Origin of the sequence: Flavobacterium johnsoniae UW101 (assembly GCF_000016645.1) — a bacterium.
In the GTDB taxonomy this organism is placed as follows: domain Bacteria; phylum Bacteroidota; class Bacteroidia; order Flavobacteriales; family Flavobacteriaceae; genus Flavobacterium; species Flavobacterium johnsoniae.
Map to the genome: position 1 here is coordinate 3,929,650 of NC_009441.1, position 12,865 is coordinate 3,942,514.

The 12,865-nt window shown below is 34.6% G+C and carries 11 protein-coding genes; 10 read left to right on the top strand and 1 reads right to left on the bottom strand.

The window, feature by feature from the left end:
* Nucleotides 1-2: 2 nt before the first annotated feature.
* The 5 genes from FJOH_RS17045 (at nucleotide 3) to FJOH_RS17065 (ending at nucleotide 6,044) form a co-directional block, all read left to right on the top strand.
* Nucleotides 3-2,195, top strand: a complete 2,193-nt coding sequence (locus tag FJOH_RS17045) for a TonB-dependent receptor (protein ID WP_012025273.1) — start codon at nucleotides 3-5, stop codon at nucleotides 2,193-2,195.
* 29 nt (nucleotides 2,196-2,224) lie between these two features.
* Nucleotides 2,225-3,124 carry a DUF4625 domain-containing protein gene (locus tag FJOH_RS17050; RefSeq protein ID WP_012025274.1) on the top strand — a complete coding sequence of 300 codons (900 nt, stop codon included), beginning with the start codon at nucleotides 2,225-2,227 and terminating at the stop codon, nucleotides 3,122-3,124.
* A 36-nt stretch (nucleotides 3,125-3,160) separates the two neighbouring features.
* Nucleotides 3,161-4,375 carry a hypothetical protein gene (locus FJOH_RS17055; protein ID WP_012025275.1) on the top strand — a complete coding sequence of 405 codons (1,215 nt, stop codon included), beginning with the start codon at nucleotides 3,161-3,163 and terminating at the stop codon, nucleotides 4,373-4,375.
* Between the two features lie 142 nt (nucleotides 4,376-4,517).
* Nucleotides 4,518-5,105 carry a TetR/AcrR family transcriptional regulator gene (locus FJOH_RS17060; protein WP_012025276.1) on the top strand — a complete coding sequence of 196 codons (588 nt, stop codon included), beginning with the start codon at nucleotides 4,518-4,520 and terminating at the stop codon, nucleotides 5,103-5,105.
* A gap of 132 nt (nucleotides 5,106-5,237) precedes the next feature.
* Nucleotides 5,238-6,044, top strand: a complete 807-nt coding sequence (locus tag FJOH_RS17065) for an SDR family NAD(P)-dependent oxidoreductase (RefSeq protein WP_012025277.1) — start codon at nucleotides 5,238-5,240, stop codon at nucleotides 6,042-6,044.
* 102 nt (nucleotides 6,045-6,146) lie between these two features.
* Here FJOH_RS17065 and FJOH_RS17070 read toward each other — a convergent pair whose 3' ends face one another.
* Complete coding sequence (locus FJOH_RS17070) at nucleotides 6,147-7,205, bottom strand: NAD(P)-dependent alcohol dehydrogenase (protein WP_012025278.1); 1,059 nt, start codon at nucleotides 7,203-7,205, stop codon at nucleotides 6,147-6,149.
* A 275-nt stretch (nucleotides 7,206-7,480) separates the two neighbouring features.
* On the opposite strand from FJOH_RS17070, the gene FJOH_RS17075 reads away from it, so the two are divergent.
* From FJOH_RS17075 to FJOH_RS17095, 5 genes are all read left to right on the top strand, one after another.
* Nucleotides 7,481-8,044: a Crp/Fnr family transcriptional regulator gene (locus tag FJOH_RS17075; RefSeq protein ID WP_012025279.1), complete on the top strand. Its 564-nt coding sequence runs from the start codon at nucleotides 7,481-7,483 to the stop codon at nucleotides 8,042-8,044.
* Between the two features lie 72 nt (nucleotides 8,045-8,116).
* Nucleotides 8,117-8,443 (top strand): DMT family transporter, encoded by a 327-nt coding sequence (locus FJOH_RS17080; RefSeq protein ID WP_012025280.1) that lies wholly within the window; start codon nucleotides 8,117-8,119, stop codon nucleotides 8,441-8,443.
* A gap of 464 nt (nucleotides 8,444-8,907) precedes the next feature.
* Complete coding sequence (locus FJOH_RS17085) at nucleotides 8,908-10,707, top strand: T9SS type A sorting domain-containing protein (RefSeq protein WP_012025281.1); 1,800 nt, start codon at nucleotides 8,908-8,910, stop codon at nucleotides 10,705-10,707.
* Between the two features lie 53 nt (nucleotides 10,708-10,760).
* The gene (locus FJOH_RS17090) at nucleotides 10,761-12,251 is read left to right on the top strand and encodes a hypothetical protein (protein WP_012025282.1); all 1,491 of its coding nucleotides are present in this window, start codon (nucleotides 10,761-10,763) and stop codon (nucleotides 12,249-12,251) included.
* 162 nt (nucleotides 12,252-12,413) lie between these two features.
* The gene (locus FJOH_RS17095; RefSeq protein WP_012025283.1) at nucleotides 12,414-12,860 is read left to right on the top strand and encodes a GNAT family N-acetyltransferase; all 447 of its coding nucleotides are present in this window, start codon (nucleotides 12,414-12,416) and stop codon (nucleotides 12,858-12,860) included.
* Nucleotides 12,861-12,865 lie beyond the last annotated feature (5 nt).

A 12,865-nucleotide genomic window follows, 5' to 3' on the forward strand; every position in this document is an offset into this window, starting at 1 on the left:
TAATGATTGAAAATAAATCAAACAGCATATTGATTTTTGTGTTATTCTGCTTTGCTTTTTTGACACAAGTCCACTCTCAGAACACCAATTCGGAAATAAAAGAACTTGAAGAAGTAGTGATTAAAGACCAGTCAGAAAAACGCGCCAAGAAAGAAGCATCATTAAATACCGAAACGGTAAACAGCAATTTTATTCAGCGGAATCTCGGCGGAAGCCTGATGCAGTCCTTACAGCGAATTCCGGGAGTTAAAACCATTTCGATAGGTTCAGGAGGTTCAAAACCATTGATTCGCGGACTGAGTTTTAATCAGGTTATTGTAGTCGAAAACGGTATTAAACACGAAGGCCAGCAATGGGGCGCAGATCACGGGCTTGAAATCGATCAATATGCTGTTAATCGGGTGGAAATTATAAAAGGTCCTTTGTCATTTATTTATGGTTCTGATGCTATTGGCGGTGCAGTTAATATCAAACCTGTGCCCTTTCCTAAAAAAAATACTTTGGGCGGTAATGTAGATTTTACAGCCAAAAATAATAATGAACAAATTGGAAGTTCACTGAATTTGTTTGGACGAAATGAAAACTGGTTTTTCGATACCAGAATTACATCACAGGATTATGGCGATTACAGGGTTCCAGCTGATAAGGTTCAGGTTTACAATTATACAGTGCCCTTATACAAAAATCATTTGCGTAATACTGCTGGACGTGAACTGGATTTGCATGCCAGTACAGGATTTGTGGGCGAAAAGTTCAAATCGGTTTTGTATTTCAGTAATATACATACCAAAAGCGGCTTTTTTGCGAATGCACACGGACTTGAACCTCGTAATGTAAATCTTGAACTTCATGATAAATCGAGTCGTGATATTTTAATGCCTTTTCAGGAAGTTAATCATACTAAAATCAGTAATACAACTTCATTTGAAATAGGAAATCATCAGCTGCAGACACAATTGGGTTTTCAGAAGAATTTCCGCAGAGAATGGAGTCATTATGTAAATCATGGTTATATGCCGCCAATTTATCCTGCAGATATGTATGCACCGCAGGATTTGGAAAGACAATACGACAAAGATGTTTTTTCGGTTTCTGTAAAAGATGGGTTTTCTGTTGACAGACATCAATTTACAGTTGGCTTAAACGGAGAAAAACAGCAAAATGAAATTAACGGCTGGAGTTTTCTAATTCCCGCTTTTAATCAGCTGAATACAGGATTGTATGCCTATGATAAAATACAGCTGAATGATTTATGGATACTGCACGGAGCCGTGAGAATGGATTATGGCCAAATCGAAATGAAACAACATACAGACTGGTTTAAAAGTGATGTGACACAAAACGGACAGACAACTCAGGAATATTTAAAACGATCTGAAGATTTAAACAAAACATTTAAAAGTTTTACATGGTCAGCAGGGATAAATTACAATCCGGGCAAGTTCTCGTTTAAAGCCAATGCAGGAACGAGTTTTAGAATGCCAATTGCGAAAGAATTAGCTTCAAATGGTGTCAATTATCATTATTTCCGATTTGAAAAAGGAAATCCAAATCTTGATGCCGAGCGTTCGTATCAATTGGATCTTGGTATCGACTGGCAGGAAAGCAAATGGTCTGTGCAGCTGAGTCCGTTTTTTAATTATTTCCCAAATTTCATTTACCTAAACCCAACCTCACAACATGATATTTATTATGGAGCAGGAAATCAGGTTTTTGAATATCAGCAGAGTAAAGTTATGCGTTACGGAAGCGAGTTACAGATACATTATCAGTTTCTAAAAAATCTAAGCGGTGAGATTTTGGCAGAATATCTTTATTCTGAACAATTATCGGGCAGTAAAAAAGGATATACGCTTCCGTTCTCTCCTCCTGCTTCGGTTTTATTTGGACTCAGTTATAATCCCGAAATCAAGAATTTAAGAGAAACTTATTTTTCGCTCGATTATCGTTTTACGGCTCAGCAAAATCAGATTGTACCGCCCGAAAAAAAAACAGAAAGCAGTCATGTTTTCAATCTCGCATTAGGAACAAAATTACAAGCCGAAAAGCAGGATTTTGCTGTCTCGCTTCAGGTCCAGAATTTATTTAATACAAGATACCTGAATCATACAAGCTTTTACAGACTTATAGAACTTCCGGAAATGGGCAGAAATATTATTCTTTCTGTAAAAGTTCCTTTTTTAATTCATCAATAAAAACAACAAATTTTTAATATCTCAAAACCATGAAAAAAGTACAATCCTTTTTTTTATTCCTATTGACAACTTCTGTCTTTACTGCCTGCAGCAGTGATGATAATGAAGTCTTAAAACCAACTGCCAAAAATATTGAAATTGGAACGGCAGATAATAAACAAGCTTTAATTGGGCGTGATTTTCATTTTAATGCCGATGTCACTGCCGGAAACAAAATTGCCAATGTACAATTAAAAATACTTCCTAAAACCGGCGAAACGTATTCTAAAGACTGGAAACTCGAATTTGCCTGGCCGGAATACATTGGAACAAAAAACACCAATGTTCATAAACACTTTACCATTCCCGCCGATGCTGCCGAAGGTAAATTTGATTTTTTATTTATTGTAACCGACGAAAACGGAACGGTGCTCGAAATTAAAGAGACCATTACTATTACAGATCCTGCCAATATGCCCGTTGATCCGGTTATTGGGCGGGACATGCTTTCGCGAAATGACGATCTGATTTATTATATGGAAACCTGGGTTGAACCTCAGTTAATCTATAAGAAGAATGATAAACTAACGGCTCATGCACAAATAAGCCAGATTATGGGCAACGGAATACTGTATTCTGTTTTGATTAAAAAAAGCCTTAATTATCACCCTGAAAGCATTGACAATCTGGATCTAAAAAAAGTAATCATTATTTCAAAAGTAGAGTATAAAGATCTTGGACCTGCATCAAAAATTACAACGCTTCAAAAAATAAATGATGTCTATGGCGGTGAGAGTATTGTTCTTGGCGCTGATAAAGACAATGAAGGAAATGCTATAACTGCTGAAAAGGCTTGGGAATCTGGTCAATATAACTGGGTTGTACTGTACAAAAATACTTCTTACAACATGAGCGTCTATAAATCGATGCCTATTACAATAAACTTTTAAAATCAAGTAAATATTAACCCTAAATACATTTTAACGATGACTAAAACTTATTTCAAACTGATTTTCTTATTTGCTTTATCGCTTTTTGCCGTTTCCTGCAGCAATGATGACGATACCACTCCTGAAACTCCGGATGAAGCATTAACGGAATTTAAATATCTGAGAATTTTACTTTCTGATGAAAAAACTACACAGCTTACGCTTGTAAATCCGGTTGATGCCACATCTTCTTTCTTTAATGCTAAATTCGCAAAATCTTCACTTTATACAACCGAATCCGGACGATATGCAGGAATTGTTCACAGACTGGATAATACGGTAGAAACTTTTGACAGCGGATTTGAAAGCCACGGCGATCATGTTGATGTTGACGGACAACCGCAATTTGGTGCTTTAACTGGACAATCGGCTCTTCCAACGCATTTTAAAAGTAAAATTGGAGAAATCCTGACTTTTAATGATGGTGACGGAACTTTATCTGTTGCAAAAGAAAAGGATGTAAATACTGCTGGGGCGCAGTTCAAAACCATCAACGCCGGACTTTTGGCACATCATGGTGCTATGGCCGCTTTTGGAAACGGAACGTATGCTATTACAGTAAAAGATAATTCGGTTACAGGGACTCTTCCTGAAAAAGTAAAAATTATTGATAATACAGGTAAAACTTTATTTGAACCGACTCTTGCTACAAAGGGAATTCATGGAAATGCTTCTGACGGAACTTATGCCGTTTTTGGTTCTGCAAGCGGTGTTTTAGTTGTAGAAAATAACGGAAAACAAAAACTGATTGCTTTTCCAGAAGATTTTGGAACAGCTTGGTTTGGAACTATTTTAGAAACAGATTACAACGGAAAATTTGTTGGTTTTACTGCCGCAAAAGGTGCATATTTAATTGATGTTGTAAATGGAACTATAAAACCTATTATCCAAAACACAACTATTATGCAGTGCAAAGTAAGTTACAACCATAAAAAATTAGGTGTTTTACTGCATTCAGGTGAATTTAAGTTATTTAACCTAAACAGTCTGCAGGTTGAAAAAGAAGCTAAAATTATTGGTGAAACTGCAAACGATGCAGCATTAAAACCGCAAATACAGTTAACTGAGCACTTTGCTTACATTACTTCTCCATCAACAGGAGAATTGTTACAATTGAGTTTTGAAAAAATGTCAATTGTAAATAAAATCAAAGTTTCGAACACACCTTATATGATTACAATTCTGGGGTTTGAAAATAGTGAAAGCCATTAAAAATAAGGCTTAAGCTATTGGAAAAGCGTGCTTAACGGCACGCTTTTTTTGGGGTTTAAAATATCCTAAAAATAAAAAAGTTTAAAAATATTTGTTTTTATGACCAATCGGTCATATATTTGCAGTGTAAAATTCAGCTATCATGGCAAAAGGTGAAGAAACCAGACAGTTTATTATAGAAAAAGCGGCTCCTATTTTTAACACAAAAGGAATTGCAGCTACTTCTATGAGCGATATTATGGAGGCAACCAAATTGTCTAAAGGAAGCATGTATGTTCATTTTGAAAATAAAGAAGTATTGGCCTGCGCTGCTGTCGATCATAATATGAAAATATTAAGCTCTAAACTTCAAAATGCCTTAAGTGGAAGCTCAACATCTAAAGAAGCTTTATTTGCTTATATTGATTTTTTCAGCAATCCTACTCACCCGCCCGTTATTGGCGGCTGTCCTTTATTGAATTTCGGAACTGAGGCTGATGACACGAACCCAATTGTAAAAGAAAAAGTTAACAGCGCTATTAAACAAGGACAACAATTATTATCCGGCATTATAGAAAAAGGAATTGCCAATAAAGAATTTAAAAAAGATTTTAACCCGTCAGAATTTGCCACTGCAATGTTTGCAATGCTAGAAGGCGGTCATTTAATGGCCAGAGTTTCTGGCAGTAATGATAAAATGGAAATCGTAGCCAAAACGCTTAAAAATTTAATTGAACAAAACACTATCTAATTTTTTTTATCAAAAAAATGACCGATAGGTCATTTTTAAATTACAATAAAAATAACAATCGCAATGGCAAACAACCAACAACCAACAACCAACAACCAACAATAAACATTAATTAACAACAATAGAAACATCATGTCAAAAACAATTTTAATTACAGGAGCATCAAAAGGTTTTGGAAAAACCTGGGCAGAAACATTTTTAACAAAAGGATATAACGTTGCAGCGACAGCCCGTAACGTAGATACCTTAAATGATTTAAAAGAAAAATACGGTCAATCGGTTTTAACTTTAAAACTAGATGTAGACAATCGCGAAGAATCATTATCAGTTGTTGAAAAAGTACAAAACCATTTTGGAAGTATTGATATTTTAATCAACAATGCCGGTTATGCCTTAACCGGAGCAATTGAAGAAGCAACTCCAAATGAAGCCAGAGCGCAGTTTGAAACTAATTTCTTTGGGACTTTATGGCTTACTCAAGCTGTTTTACCTATTATGAGAAATCAAAAAAGCGGACACATTATTCAGGTTTCTTCAATTTTAGGTTTAGCGGCTTTACCAACCATGGGACTTTACAACGCTTCAAAATTTGCTATTGAAGGTTTAAGCGAAACTCTGGCTGCAGAAGTAAAACAATTTGGAATCAATGTTACTTTGGTAGAACCAAACGGGTATGCATCGAATATCTGGCATACCGGAATAAGCAGCGAAAGCAACCCGGTTTATGATGGTCTTAAAAAAGCCTTTTCAGAATCAGAAAATGATTTCGGAATTGTAGAAGCAACAGCTCCGGCGATTGTAAAACTAGTTGAAAGTGAAAATCCTCCATTACGTTTATTTTTAGGAAGAGTAGCTCTGCCATTTGTAAAACAGAACTATGAACAAAAATTAATAGTATGGGAAGAATGGAATGATGTTTCGGTAGAAGCTCACGGATAATTAATCTATAAATATTTCATCCCGAAAGGTTCATTCATCTAAATAAAAAAGGCTTTCTGAAAATAATTTTCAGAAAGCCTTTTTTGCCTTTTTAATCTTTATTTAAGATTTAAGAGAATCCATATCAATTACAAAACGATATCTTACATCGCTTTTCAGCATTCTTTCATACGCTTCGTTGATTTCCTGCATTTTAATAATTTCAATTTCTGAAACGATATTATGTTCACCGCAAAAATCAAGCATTTCTTGTGTTTCTGCAATACCTCCAATTACAGAACCCGCAACAGATTTTCTTCCCATAATCATTGGCACTGAATTTAAAATTGGTTCTAAACCTCCTAAGTAACCAACTAATACAAGAGTTCCGTTGATGTTTAAAGTAGAAACATAAGGATTAACATCATGTACATAAGGAACTGTATCAATAATAAGATCATATTTTCCGTGTACTGATTTCATTTGCTGGTCATCTGTAGAAATAATTACAGAATCAGCGCCCAAATCGATTGCATCTTGTATTTTATCCGGAGTTCTTGAAAACAAAGTTACTTCGGCACCTAAACCTTTTGCCAGTTTAATTGCCATGTGTCCAAGTCCGCCTAAGCCGACAACAGCAACTTTACTTCCTTTCCCAACTTTCCAGTGTCTCAAAGGTGACCAGGTTGTAATTCCTGCACAAAGTAAAGGTGCAACAGCAGCTAAATTTAAATTTGAAGGCACTTTTAAAACAAAATGCTCATCAACTACCACTTTCTCAGAATAACCGCCAAAAGTGTGTCCGCCAATATTTTTATCCTTACCATTGTAAGTTCCTGTAAATCCGTTTAAACAATATTGTTCCAAATCTTGTTTACAGCTTTCGCAGGTATGACAAGAATCAACCATACAGCCCACTCCTGCTAAATCGCCGACTTTAAGTTTCGTAACTTCGTTTCCTACTTTCGTTACCCTTCCTACAATTTCATGCCCCGGAACTGCCGGATATTGGCTTCCTCCCCAGTCATTTCTGGCTGTATGTAAATCAGAATGGCATACACCGCAGTATAAAATTTCGATCTCAACATCTTTTGCCAAAACCTCTCTGCGTGCAATTGTCATTTCTTCCAGCAATGCGTCTGCTGCTTTTGTACCAAATGCTTTTGTGTTACTTGTATTCATATTTTTTTAGATTATTAAGTTGTAAAATTAAAACAGCTTTCTTCCTTAAAATAACAGAAAAGAAACATTTACTTATGAAATTCAAACAATTTCAAAACATAATCAACGGGGCATAAAGACAGAAATTAAAATTAAAATAAAGGTTCAGGGTGAAAGAAAGAACCTTGCAATAGAGTTATTTAATACGATTTTATCTTTTGTCTTCTATCAAATTTAATAACTTTATCCTGAATAATAAGAACTTTATTGTTTTAAAAACCGAATCATACCCTAAAATGGATATTTCTCTAATTCTCGACCATATATATCAGTTACCAGAACAATCAAAAAAAGATTTATTACTGACAATCAATTTAATAACACGTCCAAAAGGAAATATAATACTAAAAGCAGGCAAAGTAGAATCCAGCATTTATTTTATTAAAAAAGGAATTGTAAGGGCATATATTGATGACGATAATAATGATGTTACTTTTTGGTTTGGTAAAGAAGGAGAAACTATTATCTCGATGAAAAGTTATGTCGAAAACCAAAATGGTTATGAAAACATAGAACTTCTGGAAGAATGCGAATTGTATGAATTAAAAACAGCCGATTTAGAACGATTGTTTAATTCTGACATTCACATTGCCAACTGGGGCAGAAAATTTGCCGAAAAAGAACTTATAAAAACCGAAGAAAGATTGATATCCAAGCTTTTTAAAAATGCTTCTGAACGTTATATAGATCTTTTAAAAAACAATCCTGAACTTATTAAAAGAATTCAGTTAGGACATATTGCTTCTTATCTGGGTATTACACAAGTAAGCTTAAGCAGAATACGGGCTGAATTAAAATAAAATACTTTTTTATCATTTGTTAAATTTTTTCTGAATTGAGAGAAGGAACTTTGCATCATAAATTTTAACTATATGAACTGGATTATTTTAATTATTGCAGGCCTTTTTGAAGTAGCCTTTGCAACTTGCCTTGGAAAAGCAAAAGAAACCGCAGGAATGGAAATGTATTATTGGTATATTGGTTTCTTTGCCTCTTTAACAATAAGTATGCTGCTGCTGATAAAAGCTACCGAAACGCTCCCAATGGGAACTGCATACGCCGTATGGACAGGAATTGGTGCGGTTGGAACTGTGTTAATGGGAATATTTGTTTTTAAAGAACCGGCAACTTTCTGGAGATTGTTTTTTCTTGTAACCTTAGTAAGTTCTATCGTAGGGCTTAAAGCGGTTTCTCATTAATAGAACATTTGCATTTTAATAAAAATCCATTTCATAAGAAATGGATTTTTTTTATGTCATAACTAATTACAAACATGGGAATTATATAAATATTAACTTATAATTCTGTAAAAAATAAATCTTTAATCAAATTAAATTTGAAGCTAAGGTTTTTCTCACGAGTATTAAATTCAAATAAACTGTAGTAAGAATAAACTTTTACACATCTCTTTTAAGATCTTTTTTTTTAAGGATTTCGCCTCAAACCGTAAATTAAGAATGATATGAAGATATTTACCCGCCCATGTTTATTTTTTGTTCTAAATTATTTCTCAAACCTCTCTCTAAACAAACCTCCTGACTTTACCAGAATATAACAACAACATTAAAAAGCATTTTTCTGAGGCTTTTTTTTGAGTGATTTGTATTTATTCAAATCAAAGATTTTTATTACACCTACTCTCTAATTTTTAATAAAAAAATTAATGAAAAAAATTACTACCTTATTTCTTTTGGTTTCGATTAATGTTTTTTCTCAAATATATGTAGGAGCCACTACACCTCTTTATGTAAAAAATCAAGTATTGTTTGTTAATCAAGGTATAAACTTAGCTGCAAACTCTAATGTATATTTACGGAATAATTCGCAGCTGCTTCAAGGTACGAGCGGTACTTCAACAAATTCAGGAACAGGAACAATTTCAGTTTATCAGGAAGGAACATCTGATAATTTCGAGTACAATTATTGGTGTTCTCCAGTCGGTACGCCATCTGCAGGAGCAGGAAATACTAATTTTGGAATTGCCCTGCTTAACCGACCTTCGACTGTAACTGCTTCTACTCCTGCCACAATTCTTCCTCTCTCAAGCCTTGATGGAACAGCAAATCCGTTAGCCATAGCTTCCCGCTGGATTTATAAATTAGCCAACGCAGACAGTTATTGGCAGTGGGTTCAAGTAGGAAGTGCTTCTACTATTGCGCCAGGCGAAGGGTTTACGATGAAAGGAACAAGCGGCACAGATACGGCAGATCCGGAAGGAACAAGTATCGTAAATAATCCCGGCAGTTCGCAGCGATATGATTTTAGGGGAAAACCAAATGATGGTAATATTTCTGTTTCTGTTGGAGCTGCAGGAGCCTCCACTCTTACAGGTAATCCTTATCCTTCTGCTCTGCATCTTAATGCATTTTTGTTAGATCCGTCAAATAGTGCATGTACCAGAATTGCCTATTTTTGGGAACAGGATAAAACCACAAATTCTCATTATTTAGCTGCTTATCGTGCTGGTTATGGCGCTTATGCCCCTATGAGTGTAAATACAAATGGTGTATATACCGCTGCTACTTTCAATAGTTATAATGGAGATGGTACAGTAAATACAGTGGGATCTCCATCGGGAATTGTAATCGAACGCAGATATTCGCCTATAGGTCAAGGTTTCATTATTTATGGAAACACGAGCGGAACAGTTACTTTTAGAAACTCTCACCGCATTTTTGTAAAAGAAGCTGCAGGTTCCTCACAATTTGAAAAACCTTCTAAAGTAAAAACACTTAATGAAAATAAAAAAACCGATGAGGAAGATGAAATTACAGATGTTCCGCACTTCAAAATAAATACCATAATAAACAATCAGTTTACAAGACAAATTGCCCTTGCATTTCTTCCAGAAGCAACAGATAATATCGATGCAGGAATGGATGCTCTTAGTATGGATGATGATTTACCCAACGATGTTTTGTTTTGGCTTGAAGATGCCGGGTATGTAATTCAAGGTGTTAATTTTGATGTATCAAAAAAAATTCCGCTTCATGTAAAGGCAACGGCCAGCAGTACTTTCAAATTTTCTGTGCCTATAATTACAAATTTTGATCCTTCCCAAAATATTTATTTGTATGATGCTTTGGATTCTTCCTATCATGATATAAAAAACAGTTCTTATGAAGTCACTCTTGCATCTGGGGTTTATAATGACCGATTTAAGATTGCTTTTAAAAATGAAACACTCGGCATTGATGACAATAATAAATCCAGCTTTTTTATAGCTCAGGATAATTACAATCAGCTTTTAAAAGCTTCTAATCCAGACACGAGAAATTTTAAATCTTTCAGTCTTTATGATATATCTGGCAAAAAAGTTTTATTCAAAAACAATTTAGGAACAGAACAAAACTATAGTTTCTCTACATCTGGCTTAAGCCATGGAGTTTACATTGCTGTATTTCTAACAGACGATAACGAAAAAATATCCCAAAAAGTAATTATTTCAAATTCCCGAAATTAATTTAAATCATCTCTAAAGACTATAACGACTCAAATAAACTAATACCAAAAATTATGATAAAATACAGCCCACAAAATTACTTTAAATGCCTGTTTTTTTTATTTCTTTTGATTTCATTTTCAGGACATTCTCAAATCGGAATTGGAACTGTAACACCTAATGCAAGTTCTGTTCTAGACATTACATCGACTACTCAGGGAATGCTTACACCCCGAATGACTACTGCTCAAAGAAATGCTGTCGCATCACCTGCAGATGGTTTATTAGTTTATGATACAGATCTAAAAGCTTTTCATTTCTACTCTGGAGCAACATCTACATGGATTAGTATTACTAGTGGCGTTAATCCAAGACTAAATTTTAAGCGTATTAGAAGCACCGACAATCTTGCCGTAGTTTTAGCTGCAGAACTTGCAGCTGGCGGAGGATCAAAATATCTTTTAAACACCAACACTCTTTATGAAATTAACGGAACAGTTTCTTTTAATTTCCCTATTGATTTAAATAATGCCTATATACAAGGCCTTGACCCAAATGAAGATGTTTTGTTTCGACCTACAGGAAACCTTTTTGAAGGTGCAACAGGCGGCGGTATTAAAAGTGTTACATTACGTGCGGCTACGGGAAGTGTTTTTAACCTGAATGCTTCAGCAACAGAAAATTTGATTTTTAGAGATTCTGTTGTTGCAAATTCTGCAAACGTAGGGACTATATCGGGTTTTGGATTGGTCTTTCTTAGTATTGTTCAGTATACCGGAAATACAAATGGTGTAACCTATAATAATATTTCACAATTACTGCTTAGTAACACAGGTTGGCTAAACAACAATAATGGAACTTATGAAAAGTTTACAGGAACTTTTACACTTATTGAAAAACAAGGAGGTTTTAGTCAGGTAGATGGAACTGCTATAGGGTTTGATGTTTCTACATCAGGACTTACTATAACTGGTGATGCTGTATTAGAATCGGTAGTTTTTACAGGATCAAACACAGCTGGTTATGTTAAGGGATATACAACAGGATCTTTTACCGGATATAATTTTAATAACAGCTGGAATGTGCGATCTGCCGGAATTCCAACTGAAACTGATGCAAATGCAGTTGGAGATTTTTCAATGGATTATGCTGTTGGAACTGGTCTTGCAGTGAGTTTTAATTCTTCGAATCCAAGTAATATTGTGAAAATTGGAGCAACCGGAACACCTTCTACAACTTATTCTAATTTATTTAGGTTTTCAACCGATGCGGCAAACAGACTTCGATATGTAGGGAAAAAGAAAAGGATTTTTCAAATTACAGGATCAATTTCTTTTCAGGTACCAGGGTTAGCTACTCATATAATTTATATAGCCAAAAATGGAACAGTTATAAGCCAGTATAAAATTTATGGAAGAGGCCAGGCTTTAAATGATATTGTCGTTTTACCATTAAATGCTACAACCGAGTTAGTAAACAATGATTACATTGAAGTTTTTGCCCAAAGATTTTCTGGCACAACTGGAGATATTGTAGTTCCTAATATGGCCATTACAATTAAATAATTCATCTTCTTTTACAAAATAAAAAACACTTCAAAAAGCATTAAGTTTTTTGAAGTGTTTTTTTATTTTCGATTAATGCATTTCATGCATTACTTGATAAAAAATAAGCATTTTATATCATTACTCTCTGTCTTATCTTTGTCAAAAATGTAAACTTAGAATATGACCTTAAATTATTGTATTAAATCTTTTGATGAATTAACCAATAACGAATTGTACAATCTGCTTCGTTTAAGAAGCGAGATTTTCGTTGTAGAACAAAATTGTGCTTACCTTGACTTGGATAATAAAGACCAGAAAAGTTTTCATTTGCTGTATTATGTAAATAACGAATTTGCCGGAAGCACACGGCTGGTTCCAGCTGGTTTATCTTTTGAGGAAATTTCTATAGGCAGAGTTGTTATTGCCAGCTCTCACCGCGGATTAGGATTGGGAGTAAAATTAATGGAAGCTGCAATAGAAGGCTGTCAGCAAAAATTTGGAAATGGTCCTATTAGAATTGGTGCACAGTATCATTTATCAAAATTTTACCAGTCATTAGGATTTGTTGAGCAGGGAGAACAATATGATGAAGACGGAATTCCGCATATTGAAATGCTGAGAGCTTAAATACA

Coding starts and splice junctions, on each gene's coding strand:
- FJOH_RS17050 (WP_012025274.1), top strand. CDS start 2,225: ATGAAAAAAGTACAATCCTTTTTTTTATTCCTATTGACAACTTCTGTC.
- FJOH_RS17055 (WP_012025275.1), top strand. CDS start 3,161: ATGACTAAAACTTATTTCAAACTGATTTTCTTATTTGCTTTATCGCTT.
- FJOH_RS17075 (WP_012025279.1), top strand. CDS start 7,481: ATGGATATTTCTCTAATTCTCGACCATATATATCAGTTACCAGAACAA.
- FJOH_RS17065 (WP_012025277.1), top strand. CDS start 5,238: ATGTCAAAAACAATTTTAATTACAGGAGCATCAAAAGGTTTTGGAAAA.
- FJOH_RS17080 (WP_012025280.1), top strand. CDS start 8,117: ATGAACTGGATTATTTTAATTATTGCAGGCCTTTTTGAAGTAGCCTTT.
- FJOH_RS17070 (WP_012025278.1), bottom strand. CDS start 7,205: ATGAATACAAGTAACACAAAAGCATTTGGTACAAAAGCAGCAGACGCA.
- FJOH_RS17085 (WP_012025281.1), top strand. CDS start 8,908: ATGAAAAAAATTACTACCTTATTTCTTTTGGTTTCGATTAATGTTTTT.
- FJOH_RS17095 (WP_012025283.1), top strand. CDS start 12,414: ATGACCTTAAATTATTGTATTAAATCTTTTGATGAATTAACCAATAAC.
- FJOH_RS17090 (WP_012025282.1), top strand. CDS start 10,761: ATGATAAAATACAGCCCACAAAATTACTTTAAATGCCTGTTTTTTTTA.
- FJOH_RS17060 (WP_012025276.1), top strand. CDS start 4,518: ATGGCAAAAGGTGAAGAAACCAGACAGTTTATTATAGAAAAAGCGGCT.
- FJOH_RS17045 (WP_012025273.1), top strand. CDS start 3: ATGATTGAAAATAAATCAAACAGCATATTGATTTTTGTGTTATTCTGC.